An 18,137-nucleotide genomic window follows, 5' to 3' on the forward strand; every position below is an offset into this window, starting at 1 on the left:
ATATATAGAAGAGGAGAGAAAAATGTGGATAGAGGAATTTTTAAGGAAGTTCCATTACCGTGTGCATTTTTAGATGAACTGGCTTTAGAGAGAAATATTCAATCGATTATAGAGTTAAGTGGAGATAAGAAGATTCGTATAGCGAGTAAATCATTACGCTCTGTTCCAATTATGAAAAAGATTTTGGCTACAAATGATCGGTTTCAAGGTATTATGTGTTTTTCCCCTAGAGAAGCTTTGTTTTTAATTGAACAAGGATTTAATGATTTATTGCTCGGATATCCTGCTTATGATGAAAGAGCTTTATATGAAATTAGTTTGCTAACAAAGCAAGGACTCAGTATAACTTGCATGGTGGATTGTGAAGAACATATTGTTTATTTAGAAAAAATTGCTGAGAAGTCTAAAGGTTGTTTTCGCGTTTGTTTGGATATTGATATGAGTAGTCGTTTTTTAAAATTTCATTTTGGTGTAAAAAGATCCCCGGTAAAAGACGTACAGAGTGCTTTGAAAATAGTAGGAAAGGTGAAGGGCTCATCATATTTAATACTAGATGGTGTAATGGGATATGAGGCCCAAATTGCTGGGGTGGGGGATCATATACCGAATCAATGGATGAAAAGTAAAGTGGTTTCGTATTTAAAGAAGAAATCAGTATTAGAGGTTAAAGAAAGAAGAGGACGTATCGTAAAAGAAATACAAAACCTTGGTATTAAACTAAGATTTGTAAATGGGGGAGGAACAGGAAGTATAAAAACAACTGAGCAAGATAACTCAGTTTCAGAGATTACAATAGGTTCTGCTTTTTATTCCCCAAAACTATTTGATTATTATAAAGAAGTACAATTTCAGCCAGCTGTCGGATTTGCTTTACCCGTTGTGCGTAAACCAGCTCCGTTTATTTATACTTGCCTCGGTGGTGGATATATTGCTTCAGGCGCAGTTGGTAAAGATAAAGAGCCTGAGATTTGGAGGCCGGGTGGTGCAAGACTATTAGCGTTAGAAGGTGCTGGTGAAGTGCAAACACCAATTTTTTATAACGGTGAGGAACGGGTGGATATAGGAGATTCTATCTTGTTTCGCCATAGTAAAGCTGGAGAGTTATGTGAACGCTTTCCTGTTTTGTATCGCGTTAAAAAAGGAGAGATTGCTGGGGAGTATTCAACATATCGGGGGGATGGACAATGCTTTCTATAAAGGGACAAAAATGGAGAAATTGGACAGGGAATGTAGAAGGAACGCCACATTATACGATGTATCCAAAAAGTATACAAGATGTAGTGGAAGTTGTAGGGCTTGCACGAAAAAAGGGAAAGAAAATTCGTGTTGTCGGTTCAGGGCACTCTTTTACACCTCTCGTGCAAACGGAAGAAATTTTAGTTTCTTTAGATGAATTGAAGGGCATTGCAAATATCGATGCAGAGAAGATGGTTGCCGAAGTATGGGCAGGAACAAAGTTATATGATTTAGGGAAGTTACTTGAGGAAAAAGGTTATGCACAAGAGAATTTAGGAGATATTGATTCACAATCTATTGCTGGAGCGATTAGTACGGGCACTCATGGGACGGGTGTTACATTTGGGAGTTTATCAACACAAGTTATAGAGATTACGGCAGTTTTATCAACAGGTGAGAGTATAGTTTGTTCAGAAACCGAAAACGTTGAATATTGGAAAGCATTTCAGGTGTCGCTTGGAATGCTAGGCATTATTGTAAAGATAAAATTGAAAGTTATCCCAGCGTATTCGCTCGTTTATGAAAGTGAAAAGCAGTCATTATCTGCTGTAATGAACAAGCTAGAAGAATATAAGAAGAATCGTCATTTTGAATTTTTCGTTTTTCCTTATTCAGATGAGGTGCAAGTGAAATTTACAAATGAAACAATGAGTAAAGAAAGTGATTTGAAATGGCATAAACTAAAGGTGGAGTTACTTGAAAATAGGATGTTCTCTTTGTTATCTAAAGGGTGTAAATGGTTTCCGTCTATAAGTAAAGCAGTAAGTCGATTATCAGCTAAGGCTGTACCAAACACAAAAATAATAGGCCCGAGCTATGAAGTGTTCGCTACATCACGTACGGTTCCATTTTATGAAATGGAGTATAGTGTCCCTTCAAAGTATATGAGGGCTGTTGTAGAAGAAATTTCAAATCTTATTGAAAAGAAAAAGTATAAGGTACACTTCCCGATTGAATGCCGGTATGTGAGAGGTGATGATATATGGCTCAGTCCAGCGTACGGAAGAGATTCAGCGTATATTGCCGTTCATATGTATAAAGGTATGAAGTATGCCGCTTATTTTGGTGAGGTGGAGCAAATCTTTCGAAAGTATGAAGGACGCCCGCATTGGGGGAAAATGCATACTTTATCGTATGAGCAATTACAAGATATATATCCAGAGTTTCATTTGTTTTTACAAGTGAGGAAGTCACTAGATGAAACGGGAATGTTTTTAAATCCTTATGCAGAAAAGTTATTCATGAGTATGAAAAAAGCTGACAAATAATCATTTGTCAGCTTTTTTTAGTAGAATTGCATTTCTTGTATGACTGATATGCTCGTAAAATAGTAATTTATCCTGGCTAAATACATGCAATAAAACATGAATAATGAATAGGCCGTTAATTACGAATTGGAACAACAATGTAACCAGCAATACTAAAGGCTCTGTAATATTTAAGATAGAGCTACTAGAAAGAATATAATTGATTCCACCTAAAATGAAATAGAATATACCGTAACGGATGAATAGTTCCTTTATCGTAATACGATCTGATTTTCCTTTAATGTAAATACGAAGCAACGCTTTTCCTATCGTTCTTCCATTTGTAAAGTATGGAATGATAATAAAGTAAATAAAGATTGAACATGTAATGAAAAGGAGTTCGTATATATTTGTGTAAGATTGGATATTAGAAATAAATAGAGAGTTTCCTTTATTTTTAATGACAGGAACGACGATAGATAAGAACAGCCAATCAATTTGCATAGCGATAAGACGACGAACGAATCCGACTGGTTTCGTTTCTAAATCAATATGACTATCTAATTCGCTTGTTTTCGGAAGGAAGTACGTAAATATTGGAGCAATGATAAAACCAATTACGCCGCCTAATGTGTTTAAAAATAGATCATCGATATCGAATAAGCGATAGGCACAATTATATATACCGTACAATCCAGTCACCTGTGTTAGCTCGAAAAATAGTGAAAGACAAAAAGAAATAAAAATAGTCTGTAAGAAACTACGTCGGAAATAATAACGTAAGTAAATACCGAATGGAACGGTTAGTAGAACGTTAAAAGCAACTTGTAAAAATGCAGATTCTTTTAATAGCAAGAAATAAGTAGCTGGTTTTGTTAAAATTGCCGATGTATGATTACTAATCTCTTGTATGAAATAAAATGGTGATAGTTGCATGTGCTGTGTATTAGCAGGTTGTAGGCTACAAGTATCGTACGTTTGTGGTAACGGCAAAATAACAAGGAAATAGGCATTTAATAAGTAGAGTAATAATGAGTATAAAATAAATGAGCGCCATTTATTTAAGTAACCGTATTTTCGATAATTAAATATTAAAAAAGGAATTAAGAGAAACATTGCTAAAATAGGAAATAAAATAAATGCTGTTTTTACTGGAAATAAATATGCAGTCAAAATGAAGCTCCTTTCAATGAAATTTCGTTTATCATTATAGCGCTAAAAAGAATTGAAAACAAAGTTAAAATAGTTCGAAATAGAAAAAAGCAAGTCATCTCATTTGAATAGAATGATTTGCTTTAAAGAGTGTTAACTATCATTTTATAAGAAAATGATAGTTAGTACACCTACGATAATACAGTAGAAAGAGAAATATTTTAAATTTCCTTTTGCCATAATGTTCATAAACCATTTTAATGAAATATATGTCATGATGAATGTTGCGATGAAAGCAACAATATAAGGTACAAATAATGTATCTAAATTTGGATCGTTTGCAATGTCTGTAATACTTAACAATAAACCACCTAAGCTAACAGGAATGTATAGTAAGAATGAGAAGCGAAGAGCTGTTTCTTGCTTCATACCAAGTAACATTGCTGCTACGATTGTAGCACCTGATCGGCTTATACCAGGAATTAGTGCGCAAGCTTGTGCTAGACCGACAATGATTGCATCTTTCATAGAAAGATCGCCATCATTTTTACGTCCACGCAAGTTTCGAATAATCCAAAGACCGATAGCAGTAATAAGAAGAGAAATCCCAACCATTTTAACACCTTTTAAATATTGGTCGATATAATCTTTAAATAAAACTCCAATTACACCTGCTGGAATGGTTGCAATAACGAGGTAAATAATAAAGAAGAAATCTGATTTTGCATCTTCTGCTCTTGTAAATATATAAGATAGACCATTCTTTGTTAGACGAATTAAGTCATTTCTATAAATAAGTAATACAGCTAATAATGAAGCTGAATTAACAAGTAGCTCAAAGCTAAACCCTTCTATTTTTAGTCCTAGCAAATGCTGTGCTAAAAATAGAAGGGTTTAGCTTGAAGAAATCGGAATTGGCTCTGTTAGTCCTTGGAATAGACCAAGAATTAAATATTTTAAAATGTAATAAAATTGTTCCATAACATCCTCCTTGTGTATTAGTCGAAAGAAACAACTTTTTTATTATAACAAAAGAGAGAGCGAATATTGAGAAGAAAATAATATTCGAAATATATAAAAAATCCCCTACTACGTCATAGGGGATTTTTTATATTACTGAGAAATAACTATTTCTTGAATACTTTTTGATAATTGGACATCAACTTTTTCAGCATCATTAATATGATTCATAATAGTAGTATTTAACTTTTGGAACAGTAGTTGTGTATTTTCAAATTCTCGTAATATATCATCATTACAAGATTTTTGGTTCTCGATAGCTTTAATAACATTTGTAGCGCCATTTTGTAATGTTTGAATCATAATTAAAATATTTTCGATTCTAGCGTTAGTATCAGCGCTCATTTCTACACCTTCATCAACTAAATGTAAATTATCTTTTGTATTTTCATATGCTTTTTCAATTTCTTCTTGAATTTTTTTCGTTAAGTTACCGATGTTTTTTGTACTTTCAGCTGTGCTTTCTGCTAGTTTTCTTACTTCATTAGCAACAACAGCGAATCCTTTACCGTGTTCTCCAGCACGTGCAGCTTCAATACTTGCATTTAACGCTAGTAAATTTGTTTGTGCTGCAATGTTTTGAATCACTTCTACAATTTGTTCAATTTCTTTAGAGCGTTCACTTAAATGATTCATACTATTAGAAGTACGTTGAGATTGTTCACCTAACTTATTAATTACAATGAGTAAGCGATGAACGGATTCTTTTCCTTCATTAGAGCAATCGATAATTTCCTCAATAGCTTGAATTAAGTTTTTCTCTTTTTGTAGCATTTCGTTATTTAATTCGTTGGAATGTGTAGTACGCATAGAAACATTTTCAAAGCATGCGTTCAATTGTTGAATTAAATTTTGGAGTGTATGATGTTGGTTATTTACAAGTTCGTGCTCTTGCATAACGTTTTTTACACGATTATGGATATAAGATATAATTTCTTGTTTTTCCACATCTTTTTGTTTTAATTCTGTTTCTAGTTCATGTATATGAGTTTCTAGTTGATCAATTTTATGTTGGAGTGATTTCTTTTGAGTAAACATTTTATTTAATTCAACCGCCTTTAGGGTTTTTAATTTTTCTATATTTGGATTCTAGCATCTTTTGTAACATTTAAATATAGTATTTTTTAAATATTTAAGAATCTATTACATTTTATTCATAATTCTCTCTTTTTTGTCATGAAAAATAAACTGTATTTAATGGTTTTGTAAACAAACTGTAAAATAAATCATGTATAACTGTATAAGAAGGGAGTCGGATTATGAACTATTTTAAGCGAATCAGTAGTCTAGTATTAGCAGGAATTATCGGTCTTTCTAGTACAGTCGCTGTAAAAGCAGAGTCAAACGACGAGAAACTTAACAACATGCAACAGCAATTGCAACAAAACGATGCAGAAATGCAAAAGAAAGAGCAAGAGAAGCAAGCTGTTAGTAAAGAAATTAAAGGTATCGAAAACGAACTACATAATTTAAATAATACAATTGCAAAAAATAAAGAGGATCAATCTGCTATTCAACGTAAAATCGATGAAACACATAAGCAGATTGAACAAAAAAAAGCAGATATTATCGTTTTAGAAGATAAAGTCCTTGCTCGTAAGGATATTATGAAAAAACGTATGGTTTCTGTTCAAAATAGCTCAAATACGAGTTTAGTAGTAGAAGTTGTTGTAGAATCAAAAAACTTTGCTGATTTCATACAACGTATGAACGCGGTATCTACAATTTTAGATGCAGATAAAGAAATTTTACGTCTACAAGAACAAGATCTTCGTCAAATTGAAGAAGATAAAAAAGCGATTGACGAAAAAGAAGCATCTTTAGTAGTAGATAAGCAAAAATTAGCAAAAGCACAAGCTGATTTGCAAGATAACCTGAAAAAACGTCAAGATAACTTACAAACGGTTCAAGCTAAATATAATGCGATTGCAAATCAAATTAATTTAGCAGCAGAAGAAAAAGCAAAAGTTGAAGCAAATATGAAAGCAGTACAAGAAACAATTGCTCGTGAACAAGAAGCAGCAAGAATTGCAGCAGAAGAGCGCGCAAAAGCGGAAGCAGCTGCAAAGGCTGAGCAAGAAGAGTTAGCAAAAGCGAAGGCAGCAGCAGCTAAGCAAAAAGAAGAACAGGCAGCTAAGCCGGCAGAGCCTGTAGCAAAAAATACAACACCAGAGTCTAAGCCAGACCCTAAACCAGCTCAAGGTGGAAAAGAATTTTATGTAACAGCAACTGCTTATACAGCTGATCCATCTGAAAATGGCTATAAACCGGGTGAAGCTGTAAAATCTAAGTTAGGACATAATTTGACTGCAAATCCAAACATGAAACTAATTGCAGTAGATCCAGCTGTGATTCCATTAGGTTCTACTGTTTATGTAGAAGGCTATGGAACAGCGATTGCTGGAGATACTGGTAGTGCGATTAAAGGTCATATAATTGATTTATTAATGCCGGATTCAGCTACAGCTAATAATTGGGGCAGAAGAAGTGTTAAAGTTACAATTTTAAACTAAAACGAAATCCAACTTTACAATACGTGAAGTTGGATTTTTTTACAAAAATAATGTTAAGTTGAGTTTACATTTTGTTAAGAGTTGCATACAATGATGGTAAGAGGTGGTAAATTTGACCATTTTAAACAGAGTGAAGGAATTAAGAGCTCGCTTTAATTTTTCGCAAAGTGTATTAGCAGAAAAGGTTGGAGTAACGAGACAAACAATCGCGGCAATTGAAAAAGGAGATTACGTTCCTTCATTGTTACTAGCATTGATGATTTGTGATGTATTCGGGTTAAAGATGGAAGATGTGTTTGTTTTAAATAAGGAGGGGGAAGAGAATGAATAGAATTGGGGTTTCTTATATCTTAAATGTGCTGAGATTTATGATAGCTTTTTGGGCGTTTATTGAGCTCTATTATGCTTGGATAGAGCTAGCAAATATTATTGAAACTGAGAAATTACCGTTTGAAGTAACAATCAATATGATGCCATTAGGAGTGTTAACAATTGTAGCTATTATAACGACGGTTTTTTATAAAATTCAAAAGAAGAAACATAAAGCACTTTCTTATTGGATGTACCCGTTATTATTTCCACAAGAAGACGAGCGGGAAAAAGCAATTACACAAAAGGCATGCCGGACAACATTTGTTTCATTCTGGTATGGAATAGTTATTGCTATTGGATTTTTAACACTTTCTCCTGTAGCTAATTTATATATTCCTGGATACCCATTATATATTTTATTTTTCATGCTTTTTATTCAAATGACAGTTTTTTACGTATCCCTGTACAGAAATAAATTAGTCTAAAAAAGAAACCTTCTTGCTGAAGCGAGAAGGTTTCTTTTCAGCTTACACTTGTACATATAGCAATATTGTCTTATCATTTTATATAGAGTAAGATTTTGTAACGGAAAGGAATCGTATATGAACAAGCAAAGAATTTATAGTATAGTAGCAATCCTGCTATTTGTTGTAGGTGGTGTGTTAATTGGAAAGCCATTCTATGATGGATATAAGGCAGAAACGAAACAGACAGAAAATGTGCAAGCAGTTCAAAAGATGGCATATGAAAAGCATGAAACGGAATTTGTAGATGCTTCAAAAATTAATCAACCAGACTTGGCAGAGGTAGCGAATGCATCGTTAGATAAGACACAAGTAATCGGTCGTATTTCGATTCCAAGTGTTTCAGTAGAACTTCCCGTTTTAAAAGCTTCTACTGAGAAAAACCTATTGTCAGGTGCAGCGACAGTAAAAGAAAATCAAGTAATGGGAAAAGGGAATTACGCGCTAGCAGGACATAATATGTCTAAAAAAGGTGTTTTATTTAGTGATATAGCATCTTTGAAAACAGGCGATAAAATTTATTTATATGATAATGAAAATGAATATGAGTACGCTGTTACTGGTGTATCTGAAGTAACTCCGGATAAATGGGAAGTTGTAGAAGATCATGGGAAAGATGAGATAACGCTTATTACATGTGTATCTGTAAAAGATAATTCTAAGCGTTATGTTGTAGCTGGTGATTTAGTAGGAACGAAGGCGAAGAAGTAAGAAAGAAGGTCAACTCTTTAAAGAGTTGACCTTCTTTTTTACTATTGTTGAGAAATAATAGAATATTTTAGTTCGTATTTAAAAATCCTTCTATTTATGTATAATAAAGTTAGAATTCTAGATTTTGGGAGGAACAAGAGTGAGACAACAGGTGAAGAAACTTCTTTTAACAACAAGTGTAGCGTTATTGGTAGCACCAATTTCTGCTTATGCACATCCAGGACGTACGGATGCTAACGGTGGACATACGTGTCGTACAAATTGTGAAAAATGGGGATTACAGTACGGGGAATATCATTATCACAATAAACCAGCTTCTAGTAGTGGTGCAACGGATCCAGCTCCTAGTCAAAATAATAATGGTGCCGTAGAAGCTGAAAGACAAGCGGAAGTGCAGCGCAATGCTGAGGCTGAAAAACAACGTAAAGCAGAAGAAGCACGTAAAGCAGAGGAAGAGAGACAGCGTGCTGCAGAAGAACAGCGCAAAGCAGAGGAAGAGAGACAGCGTGCTGCAGAAGAACAGCGCAAAGCAGAGGAAGAGAGACAGCGAGTTGCAGAAGAACAACGCAAAGCAGAAGAACAACGCAAAGCAGAATCTGAAAAGGGACAAGCTGAAGGGCAAAAAAGCGGAGAGATAGATTTTAAAGCAGGAAAGAATAATGCAGGAAAGAATAATGCAGAAGGACATGTAGCTGGAAAGTCAGATGCATATAAACAAGCATTTACAACTGCGTATGCTACGGTATGGTCTTTAGAAGAACAGAAAAAAGCGCATTTTGAAAAAGGTAAAGAGCAAGGGTTAGCACAAGAAGCAATGGACGATAGTCAAATTACTCCTGAGTTTAAGGTGAACTTTGCAGAAGGTTTCCAAGTAGGTAATAAAGAGAGAACCGAAAAGATTGAAAAAGAACAAGCGGAACTTGGTGAAAAGGCTGGTAAAGAATTAGCTGAAAAGAAACCTGGAAATACTGAAAAGGATACATATGTGAAAGCATATGAAACCGCGTATGAAACAGGATATAAGTCTGCCAAAAAAATGACGGAAAAAGCCGGATATACATATGCATTTGAAAATTATGATTTGAAAGTTCCTGCTAAGTATGAAAAACACGAATCATTAAAGGAATGGTTTACGGAAGGATTTAAATCAAATAAAAAGGCAGCAGAAATCCGAGAAGAAGGATATAAAAAAGGAGATAGCTGGCTGTCATTCTTCTATAAAAACTTCGTACCAAGTGAATATAAAGAGCACAAAAATCTGTATGAACAAGCAATAGAAAAGGGCGAGAAAGCATAAAAAAAGATGAGGAGAAATTCCTCATCTTTTTAATCCATCCATTTCACTAATTTCTTAGAAATTAATAATAAAACACAACCTAAAACAATCGCTGCAGCTCCGATTACTGTAAATACTTCAGAATATCCAAGTGAAGTTGTAAAGCTCGCAAGTTGTCCGCCTAAAATGTTGGCGATTCCTGAGCTTGCTAGCCATACTCCCATTAATAAAGAAGCAAGTTTTACTGGAGCAAGTGCACTAACCATTGATAGTCCAACAGGTGATAAGAATAGCTCACCTAACGTATGGAAAAGATACGTAAAGACGATAAATAGTAGGTTTGCTTTTTCTGTAATGTTATGTTCATCGCTACCTGTTTTTAATGTAGCGATAACGAGAATGATATAACCGATACCGAGTAGGATCATACCAAGTCCCATTTTTGTTGGGATTTTTAAATCACCTTTTTTTCTAGTTGCAAGTTTTGCCCATAATGCTGAAATGATTGGAGCAAGTAAAATAATAAATAACGGATTGACCGATTGGAACCAAGATGTTGGAACTTCCCATCCGAACACAGAGCGGTCTACAAATTTGTTTGTATATAATGTTAACGAGCTACCAGCTTGTTCGAAGCCAGCCCAGAAGAAGACAACGAAGCATGTTAAAATGACGATAACTGCGGTACGTTGTTTTTCTTTTTTTGTTAACGGTGTATCTCCTACTGTTGGTTGTCCAGCAGCCGTTTGTAAATCGCGAGTTGGTTTTTTACCGATATCACCAAGGAAGCGATTAGATAGTGTTGTAAATAAAATTTGTCCAATGATCATTCCGATTGAAGCCGCTAAGAAACCGTAACGGAATCCGTAATGAACAACGCCATCTACTGTTGTTTTGAATAAATTTTCTGATAAAAATCCGCAAACAAGTGGAGCTAAAAATGAACCGACGTTAATACCCATATAGAAAATTGTAAATGCACTATCACGTTTTGGATCGTGCTCTTCGTATAATTCTCCAACAAGTGTAGAGATATTCGGTTTGAAGAATCCATTACCGATAATAATAAGCGCTAATCCGAGGTATAGGCCGACTTGGTTTTGCAAGGCAAATAGTGTAAGGTTACCGATTGCCATTGTTATACCACCAATTGTGATGGCTTTTCGTTTACCTAGAAAACGGTCTGTTAAGTATCCACCGATCAATGGTGTGAAATAACAAGCTCCAGTATAAAATCCGTAAATAGAGAGTGCCCAAGCGGGACTAAACCCAAGACCACCACTTACTAAAGCTGTTGTTAAATATAATGTTAATAATCCTCGTAATCCATAGTAACTAAATCTTTCCCACATTTCTGTAAAGAAGAGTAAGTATAAACCGGGAGGATGTTTCTTTTTTCTTTGTTGTTCTCTTTCTAGTTGTATCGTTGATTCCATGTGATTTTTCCTCCTGACACAAACAAAAAACAAAGTTAATAGTTTTGTATATTTAATATTTTACTTTATTAACTATTGAAAGTCAATGAAGGTTGATTTTTCAGAAGAAATTGGAAAAGGGAAATGTCTATAGAATGGGTGTTTCTTTTGTGGTAGACTATGGACTATGTTTTCTTTGTAAGGGAGCGGATTATTGCGTTTTTCCTACGTGTGGAATAGATTTCATACATGATGAAATTGAAGAAGGAGAAAGAAATGAAATTGTTACAGAAAAAAGAAATTTTACTTATTAGTCTTATGTTATTCTCGATGTTCTTTGGAGCGGGGAATCTTATATTCCCACCTTTCCTCGGATACGAAGCGGGAGAACATGTGTGGATTGCATTGCTAGGTTTTATTATATCAGCAACAGGGCTTCCGATATTAGGTGTTATTGCTATTGCGAAGGCAGGAAGCTTTCAAACGTTAGCGGGTAGAGTTCATTCTTCATTTGCCATTATTTTTCCGTGTATTGTATATGTATTTATTGGACCTGGTCTTGGTATACCGCGTGCAGGAAGTTTAGCTTTTGAAATGGGTCCAGGGCAGTTACTCCCAGAAGCGGGAAGCGTTGTATTATTGTTTTACACAGTTATTTTCTTTAGTATTGTATATTGGTTAAGTTTATCACCATCTAAATTAATGGGCTTGTTTGGAAAGGTTTTAACCCCTTTATTATTATGTATGATTGCCATTATATTTATAAAAAGTATGTTTACATCAGTAGGCAGTTTGAAAGAGTCTGCAGGAAATTATGGACAAGCTCCTATGTTCCAAGGTTTTTTAGATGGGTATTTAACGATGGATGCACTAGCGGCTTTAATCTTTGGGATTGTGATTGCAAATGCCCTACGTGCAAAAGGTGTTGAAGATGATAAAGGTTTAGCGAAATATATGAGTATTGCTGGAATCGGGGCAGGACTATTACTATCTGTTATTTATGTCGTCCTCGGATATGTTGGTTCAATTAGTGGCTCGTTGGGGACATTTGATAACGGTGCGCAAGTGTTAGCGCAAGTTATGACGGCATTATTTGGACAAGGTGGAGTAGTTTTATTAGGTCTTATTTTTACTATCGCGTGTTTATGTGTTTCGATTGGACTCGTTACGTCTTGTAGTCAATTTTTCGCTAGTGTATTTACGAAAGTATCTTATAAAGTTTGGGCGTTTATATTAAGTCTTGTTAGTATGATCTTAGCTAATTTAGGATTAACACAAATTTTAAAAGTATCAGTACCAATTCTCGGATTTATTTATCCCGTTGCACTAACCCTTATTATTTTAGGGTTATTCCATAAGTATATTGGAAAGTATGTATATGTATATTCGGTATCGATTGGAATCGTAGCGTTATTTAGTGCGATTGATATTTTAAATAAAAATGTGATGATGAATAAGTGGACACCAGTATTGAAATACATTCCGTTTTATACAGAAGGTGTTGGATGGATTGTTCCAGCTATTTTCGGTGTTTGTATTGGTGTTATTGTTAGTATTGCTATAAATAAGAAGAAATAAGTAAGAGGTGTTTTCCTATTTCGGAAAACACCTTTCTTTTTTTGGAAAAATGGTATCGAACATGAATAGACTAATAGTATGATAAGGATAATTGGTAATATATAGGTTTAATAATGATCGGTAATGAGGGGGGAGCGTATGAAGGGAGATTTAAATAAGAAAATAGAAGCACTCGAAACGGCAATTGAAACGATGCAAGAGACACTTTATGATTTGAAAGCGAAGCAAAGGGAAATTGAAAAGGTTCAGCAAAATGTTAATAAGGAAAAGAAAGAATACATTGAGACGGTAAGTAATAAAAAGTTACAAGAAGATGTAGTTAAGACGAGGGAGTCCATACTAGAGCCAAAGGTGAAACAAGTAGATATATCTGCATTTAAGCCGGAACCATTTAATATTATAAAGTTTTGTCAAACATGGTTACCACGCATATTTGTCGGTATTATGTTACTCGGCGTTATTTGGTTATTTAAAGCAGGAGTAGATGCTGGATTATTAACACCAGCGATACGGGTTGTGTTTGGTATAGTACTATCTGCCGGTTTGTATTACGTAGGAGATATACAAATTAAAAGAGAGCGGCAAGCGTTAGGGTTAGTATTAGCTGGAGGAAGTATTACGGGAATTGTTTTAACAACGTTTGCGGCACATTATTTATATGAATTTATTCCTGCAAGTATTGCGTTTATCTGTAATATTGTATGGGTTATTTTAGGGATTTATTTAGCGAAAAGGTATAGATCGGAATACCTCGCTATTTTCGTCGCGGTAGGAGCTTTCTTCGTACCTTTCTTGTTAAATAGTACGACTCCTAATACGTATATTTTCTTTAGTTATGAGACGATATTAACAATTAGTTTATTATGGTATGCATTGAGAAACCGTTATAAGTACCTGTATATGATTTCTTATGTGGTTGCGGCAATTGTCCTATTTGTCTTCTTTGCTGTTATGTCAATATTAGTAGGAAACGTGCAAGTGCAGTTAACAGTTGTATACGGTGCCATTCATTTACTGTTATTTTGGCATATGTTTTCGGAAAGAACATTCATACAAGAAGCAAGATCGGCGATATTTAGTGCGAATGCAGTTTTCTTTATTTTAGCCATCTCCCAAATTCCTGAATTTACAACGTGGGGATTAGTTATAAGTGCATTTGTGCATGCTGTTATGTTCGTACTTGAATATAGGAAGAATAAGCAATATATCTTTACAGATTTGTTATTTGGTTTTGCAATGGGATCATTTAGTTTAGCGATTTTATATGAGTATAGTTTGGTGAATGCAGCGATCGTATTATTGTTACAAGGTTTCCTCGGTATGGTGACTGCTATTAAAGTAAAGCAAAATATTAAATTGTATGTAAGTGCAACGATTTATGCGATTGGAATGGTACAGACGATTTTTAGCACATTTGATGAGTTCATTTCAGCAGGGTTTGTTGCTCATATTATATTAATAGGAACGTTCTATTATTGCATGAGACAAGCGAAAGAAGTGTTAGTGAGTTTAGGTAAATATGTTTATTCTATAGCGCTCTACTCGTTAATGATCATTGTATTTATTACAATTACTAGAATCGGTGAAGTTCTTTCTACAGATGGAAGTATCATTAGCGTATCTGTATCATTATTATGGATGGTATATGCTTTATTTGCAGTTTGGTTTGGCCGTTATAGACAGATGAATGAAATATTATATGCGGGATTAGTCGTGTTAGTAGTAACAGTAGGGAAGTTATTCCTTCTCGACTTACCAGAGGTGTCTATGATGATTAGGGCAGTATTATTCTTAATTGTCGGTAGTATAGGCATTGTTATCTCAAGAATGTTTTTCTCAAAAGAAGAGAAGTGAGAAGAAGGCAATCCATATGTGGATTGCCTTTTTCATTATTTTTTATTAATCGTTACAGTTTCACTATATTTCGCTGTCGTGTTTTGACGTAGACGAAGTGTTGCTTGTCCAGTTGTATTTGGATCAAGTTGTACGTTCACAATTTTTTCAGCAGATCCTTGGTTATTTGTTATGAAAGAGAATGTACTGCTATATCCGAAAGAAGACGGCCAAGTGCCATTTGTATTTTGAACTTTTGCTACCTGTGTTCCGCCAGTTGTGAAAATACCTAAAGAATAATTATTGTACGTTGTATTTGGTAATAAGTTATTTACTTGAATCTTCATTTGGAACACTTCATTGTTTGGTAGAGTGCTAGGGTGTGTAATTACGTAATCACTCGTTGTCACTGCACCGTTATAGCCATATGAACCTGGTTTAAAAGTATTTGTATTGAACCACTGGTAACCTTGATTTGGTGCGCTCCAAGGTTCTGGTTGTGGTTCTGTTGATAAACTTGGCTGTTCAAATGTTTGTAGAGCTGTAGGTGCATCAAGCTGTAAACCACTTACTTGATCTAAGCTTGTAAATGTTTCTTGCTTCGCTAACCAATTCACTATGTTTTTTAATAGAACAGCATCGTTTTCTTCTTTATAACCATCATAAGTTTTCTTCGTTTGACCGGAGTCTTCACGAACATATTTTGGCGATGCATCTTCAACAGGGGAAGAATCACCAATAAAGGCTGCTTTTCCAAGACCAACTTTTGAAATAGCAGCATAAGGCCCCTCTGCAACACCACCGCCGTTATAAACGCCGCTATCAACAGCGTTATTCCATTTTGATGGATTTTCTGGAAGATACACAAGACCTTTCGCTAGTTTTGGATTTGTAATCGCAAGAGTAGAGCCAGCATGCATTGCTACAGATGAAACGCCCTCTGTAATTCCGAATGATTGTGCAGGTGAGACGATATTTTTAGCTGAAACATCACCAAGTGCATTGTAACGGAAGCGAATGCCAAAATTATCGGATAGCCAATCAGAGCTTTCTACTCCTTGCATAGCTTGTGATGTTGTTTCTTCATTAGACATACCCTTTGCTGGATTATCCCATGCCCCGCGCCTATATCCATTGAACACCTCTGAGGAGTCCCAGCGGTTTTTATTACGATCTGCATTATAATGATCGGCAATGAAGAAAATACTGCCACCGTTTTTCACGTATTGTAACATCGCATCTTGCTCAGATTTTTTATAAGGAATATTTGCTTCTGGAACGATAAATACATTGTAATTTTTTAAATCGTCGTATGTAATAGATGTTGATTTACGAAGTTCTTTTACATAATATCCGTTTTGGGCAATGCCGTTTCCGAAATCAGAAAAACCGCCATCAATAACCCAGTCAGCTGTCCCAGCCGTTTGACCGTGCGTATTATCGAATAATACTTTCTTCCCATTGTTTTGGTTTACAACTTTTGCAGCAATTTCAGGAGCTGGGTCTACGGAGCTTTCGGCATAAGTAGACGGAATGTAGGAACTCCCTATACTAAGTGTGATTGCTGTTGCTAAAGAAAATTGAATCCATTTTTTATTCTTCATAGAAGAATCCCCCTAAAAATAAATATATGTGCTTTAATAATGTAATTGATTTTTCTATGAAAATAAAGATAGAAAATATTAAATAGTGCAAAGATAACGTTAATTAAATTGAGAAATATTTGCGCGAATAATGAAAAAATCTCTCCCTAGTAAATTAGGAAGAGATCGTGGACTTAACTAATTTTTGAATTAGATGATTGATCAATCTTATGAAAACCTTTCATATAATACACGATAGCCAAGCCGATAAGCCAAATTGGACCGACGATTAATGCGATTCGTGTATCTTCTGAATAGGCCATAATACCTAGTACAAGTACAAGGAAGCCGAGTGAGAAATATGAACTTAATGGGTGTAAAGGCATTTTATATGCTAGTTTATCCTTTTTATTAGTCTGTAATCCTTTACGGAATTTAATTTGCGCGACTAATATAATTCCCCAAGTCCAAATTGCACCGAAAGTTGAAATACTAGTTAGCCATGTAAACACTTTTGCAGGAACAAGATAGTTTAATATAACGCCAACGAGTAAAACGATTGCTGTTGCGACGATTCCTTGACTTGGAATACCATTTTTATTTAAACGGCCGAATCGTTCAGGAGCTTTCTTTTGTTGTGCTAATGTAAATAGCATACGGCCTGTACTAAACAAACCACCGTTACAAGAAGAAAGAGCAGCTGTTAAAACGACAAAGTTAATAATACCTGCTGCCTTTGCAATACCGATTTGCTCGAATGTTAATACGAATGGGCTTCCTTTCTCACCAAATTCGTTCCATGGATAAATTGCCATCATAACGAATAGAGCTCCAACGTAGAATAATAAGATTCTCCAAAATACGTTATCAATTGCTTTTGCAAGTGTTTTTTTCGGATTTTGAGCTTCACCAGCTGTAACCCCGATAAGTTCGACTCCTAAATAAGCGAATAATACCATCTGTAAGGAAAGTAGTAATCCAGAGAATCCATTTGGGAACCAGCCTCCGTGCTCCCAAAGATTTGAAATGCCAGTGGCAACGCCTCCGTTTCCAAATCCGAATAAAATAATCCCAGCACCGACTACTATCATACAGATAATTGTGACAATTTTAATGAGAGCAAACCAAAACTCAAGTTCTCCAAATACTTTTACAGATAAGAAGTTGAAAGCACTCATTAATAAAAGAGCTAGTAACGCCCAGATCCAACGCGGGATATCTGGGAACCAGTACTGCATGTAAATTCCTGCCGCTGTAATTTCCGCCATACAAGTAACAACCCATAAAAACCAATAATTCCAGCCTGTAATATACCCGGCTAGTGGGCTGATGTAATCATTTGCATATTTACTAAAAGAGCCAGCAACCGGTTGTTCAATTGCCATTTCTCCGAGTGCACGCATAATGAAAAAAATAACGAGTCCGGCAATCATGTAACCTAGTAAAATGGATGGTCCAGCTAGTTTAATAGCGGAAGCTGATCCTAAAAATAGTCCAACGCCAATTGCTGAACCGAGAGACATTAAAGTAATATGGCGCTGTTTTAAACCGCGGTTTAAAGTTTCAGATTTGTTTGTTTGCTGCATAAGAAGAATACCCCCTGTAGAGTGAACGATATTTGAATGCGTTTACTAAATATTTAACTATTTCAAATTATAAAACATTTCTATCTGTTATGCTACAAAAATAATCATAATACACTGTACTACATCTGAGTTTGTCAGACTTAAACTTAAA

At 35.0% G+C, this 18,137-nt stretch carries 14 protein-coding genes and 1 pseudogene; 9 read left to right on the forward strand and 6 right to left on the reverse strand.

Annotated features, from left to right (window positions below; all coding sequences use genetic code 11):
- The first annotated feature begins 24 nt into the window (after window positions 1-24).
- Both JDS80_RS15615 and JDS80_RS15620 read left to right on the forward strand, forming a co-directional pair.
- Window positions 25-1,197, forward strand: a complete 1,173-nt coding sequence (locus tag JDS80_RS15615; protein WP_199639163.1) for an alanine racemase — start codon at window positions 25-27, stop codon at window positions 1,195-1,197.
- Window positions 1,185-2,504 (forward strand): D-arabinono-1,4-lactone oxidase, encoded by a 1,320-nt coding sequence (locus JDS80_RS15620; RefSeq protein WP_071743743.1) that lies wholly within the window; start codon window positions 1,185-1,187, stop codon window positions 2,502-2,504. The genes JDS80_RS15615 and JDS80_RS15620 overlap by 13 nt, the downstream gene beginning before the upstream one ends.
- Here the strand turns inward: JDS80_RS15620 and JDS80_RS15625 are convergent, their stop codons facing one another.
- The 3 genes and pseudogenes from JDS80_RS15625 to JDS80_RS15635 form a co-directional block, all read right to left on the reverse strand.
- Window positions 2,505-3,656, reverse strand: a complete 1,152-nt coding sequence (locus JDS80_RS15625; protein ID WP_199639165.1) for a VanZ family protein — start codon at window positions 3,654-3,656, stop codon at window positions 2,505-2,507.
- A 144-nt stretch (window positions 3,657-3,800) separates the two neighbouring features.
- A pseudogene (locus tag JDS80_RS15630) lies at window positions 3,801-4,616 on the reverse strand (undecaprenyl-diphosphate phosphatase).
- A gap of 132 nt (window positions 4,617-4,748) precedes the next feature.
- Window positions 4,749-5,693 carry a methyl-accepting chemotaxis protein gene (locus tag JDS80_RS15635; protein WP_199639167.1) on the reverse strand — a complete coding sequence of 315 codons (945 nt, stop codon included), beginning with the start codon at window positions 5,691-5,693 and terminating at the stop codon, window positions 4,749-4,751.
- A gap of 221 nt (window positions 5,694-5,914) precedes the next feature.
- Here JDS80_RS15635 and JDS80_RS15640 point away from each other — a divergent pair, with 221 nt between their 5' ends.
- The 5 genes from JDS80_RS15640 (at window position 5,915) to JDS80_RS15660 (ending at window position 10,012) form a co-directional block, all read left to right on the forward strand.
- Entirely contained in the window at window positions 5,915-7,168 is a 1,254-nt protein-coding gene (locus tag JDS80_RS15640; protein ID WP_199639170.1) for a 3D domain-containing protein, read from the forward strand.
- 112 nt (window positions 7,169-7,280) lie between these two features.
- Complete coding sequence (locus JDS80_RS15645; protein WP_199639173.1) at window positions 7,281-7,499, forward strand: helix-turn-helix transcriptional regulator; 219 nt, start codon at window positions 7,281-7,283, stop codon at window positions 7,497-7,499.
- Window positions 7,492-7,965, forward strand: a complete 474-nt coding sequence (locus JDS80_RS15650; RefSeq protein ID WP_098888282.1) for a DUF2178 domain-containing protein — start codon at window positions 7,492-7,494, stop codon at window positions 7,963-7,965. The genes JDS80_RS15645 and JDS80_RS15650 overlap by 8 nt, the downstream gene beginning before the upstream one ends.
- A gap of 117 nt (window positions 7,966-8,082) precedes the next feature.
- Window positions 8,083-8,715 (forward strand): class A sortase, encoded by a 633-nt coding sequence (locus JDS80_RS15655; protein WP_199639176.1) that lies wholly within the window; start codon window positions 8,083-8,085, stop codon window positions 8,713-8,715.
- A gap of 139 nt (window positions 8,716-8,854) precedes the next feature.
- The gene (locus tag JDS80_RS15660; protein ID WP_199639180.1) at window positions 8,855-10,012 is read left to right on the forward strand and encodes a YHYH domain-containing protein; all 1,158 of its coding nucleotides are present in this window, start codon (window positions 8,855-8,857) and stop codon (window positions 10,010-10,012) included.
- Between the two features lie 29 nt (window positions 10,013-10,041).
- On the opposite strand, the gene JDS80_RS15665 is transcribed toward JDS80_RS15660, so the two are convergent.
- The gene (locus tag JDS80_RS15665) at window positions 10,042-11,427 is read right to left on the reverse strand and encodes a peptide MFS transporter (protein WP_071772222.1); all 1,386 of its coding nucleotides are present in this window, start codon (window positions 11,425-11,427) and stop codon (window positions 10,042-10,044) included.
- 255 nt (window positions 11,428-11,682) lie between these two features.
- On the opposite strand from JDS80_RS15665, the gene brnQ1 reads away from it, so the two are divergent.
- On the forward strand, window positions 11,683-12,984 hold the full coding sequence (gene brnQ1 / locus JDS80_RS15670; protein WP_242477363.1) for a branched-chain amino acid transport system II carrier protein BrnQ1: 1,302 nt from the start codon (window positions 11,683-11,685) through the stop codon (window positions 12,982-12,984).
- Window positions 12,985-13,122: 138 nt separating this feature from the next.
- Window positions 13,123-14,838, forward strand: a complete 1,716-nt coding sequence (locus JDS80_RS15675) for a DUF2339 domain-containing protein (protein ID WP_199639183.1) — start codon at window positions 13,123-13,125, stop codon at window positions 14,836-14,838.
- 35 nt (window positions 14,839-14,873) lie between these two features.
- Here the strand turns inward: JDS80_RS15675 and JDS80_RS15680 are convergent, their stop codons facing one another.
- Both JDS80_RS15680 and JDS80_RS15685 read right to left on the reverse strand, forming a co-directional pair.
- Window positions 14,874-16,421 (reverse strand): DNA-binding protein, encoded by a 1,548-nt coding sequence (locus JDS80_RS15680; protein ID WP_199639185.1) that lies wholly within the window; start codon window positions 16,419-16,421, stop codon window positions 14,874-14,876.
- 173 nt (window positions 16,422-16,594) lie between these two features.
- A complete protein-coding gene (locus tag JDS80_RS15685) occupies window positions 16,595-17,986 on the reverse strand; it encodes an amino acid permease (RefSeq protein WP_098888287.1) in 1,392 nt (463 codons plus the stop codon).
- Window positions 17,987-18,137 lie beyond the last annotated feature (151 nt).

This window comes from Bacillus cereus group sp. N8 (assembly GCF_016483685.1).
Taxonomy (GTDB): domain Bacteria; phylum Bacillota; class Bacilli; order Bacillales; family Bacillaceae_G; genus Bacillus_A; species Bacillus_A proteolyticus.

Bases quoted from the DNA above. Each gene is read 5' to 3' on its own strand.
- JDS80_RS15650 (WP_098888282.1), top strand. From the start codon at position 7,492: ATGAATAGAATTGGGGTTTCTTATATCTTAAATGTGCTGAGATTTATG.
- JDS80_RS15655 (WP_199639176.1), top strand. From the start codon at position 8,083: ATGAACAAGCAAAGAATTTATAGTATAGTAGCAATCCTGCTATTTGTT.
- JDS80_RS15685 (WP_098888287.1), bottom strand. From the start codon at position 17,986: ATGCAGCAAACAAACAAATCTGAAACTTTAAACCGCGGTTTAAAACAG.
- JDS80_RS15635 (WP_199639167.1), bottom strand. From the start codon at position 5,693: ATGTTTACTCAAAAGAAATCACTCCAACATAAAATTGATCAACTAGAA.
- JDS80_RS15640 (WP_199639170.1), top strand. From the start codon at position 5,915: ATGAACTATTTTAAGCGAATCAGTAGTCTAGTATTAGCAGGAATTATC.
- JDS80_RS15680 (WP_199639185.1), bottom strand. From the start codon at position 16,421: ATGAAGAATAAAAAATGGATTCAATTTTCTTTAGCAACAGCAATCACA.
- brnQ1 (WP_242477363.1), top strand. From the start codon at position 11,683: ATGAAATTGTTACAGAAAAAAGAAATTTTACTTATTAGTCTTATGTTA.
- JDS80_RS15665 (WP_071772222.1), bottom strand. From the start codon at position 11,427: ATGGAATCAACGATACAACTAGAAAGAGAACAACAAAGAAAAAAGAAA.
- JDS80_RS15675 (WP_199639183.1), top strand. From the start codon at position 13,123: ATGAAGGGAGATTTAAATAAGAAAATAGAAGCACTCGAAACGGCAATT.
- JDS80_RS15620 (WP_071743743.1), top strand. From the start codon at position 1,185: ATGCTTTCTATAAAGGGACAAAAATGGAGAAATTGGACAGGGAATGTA.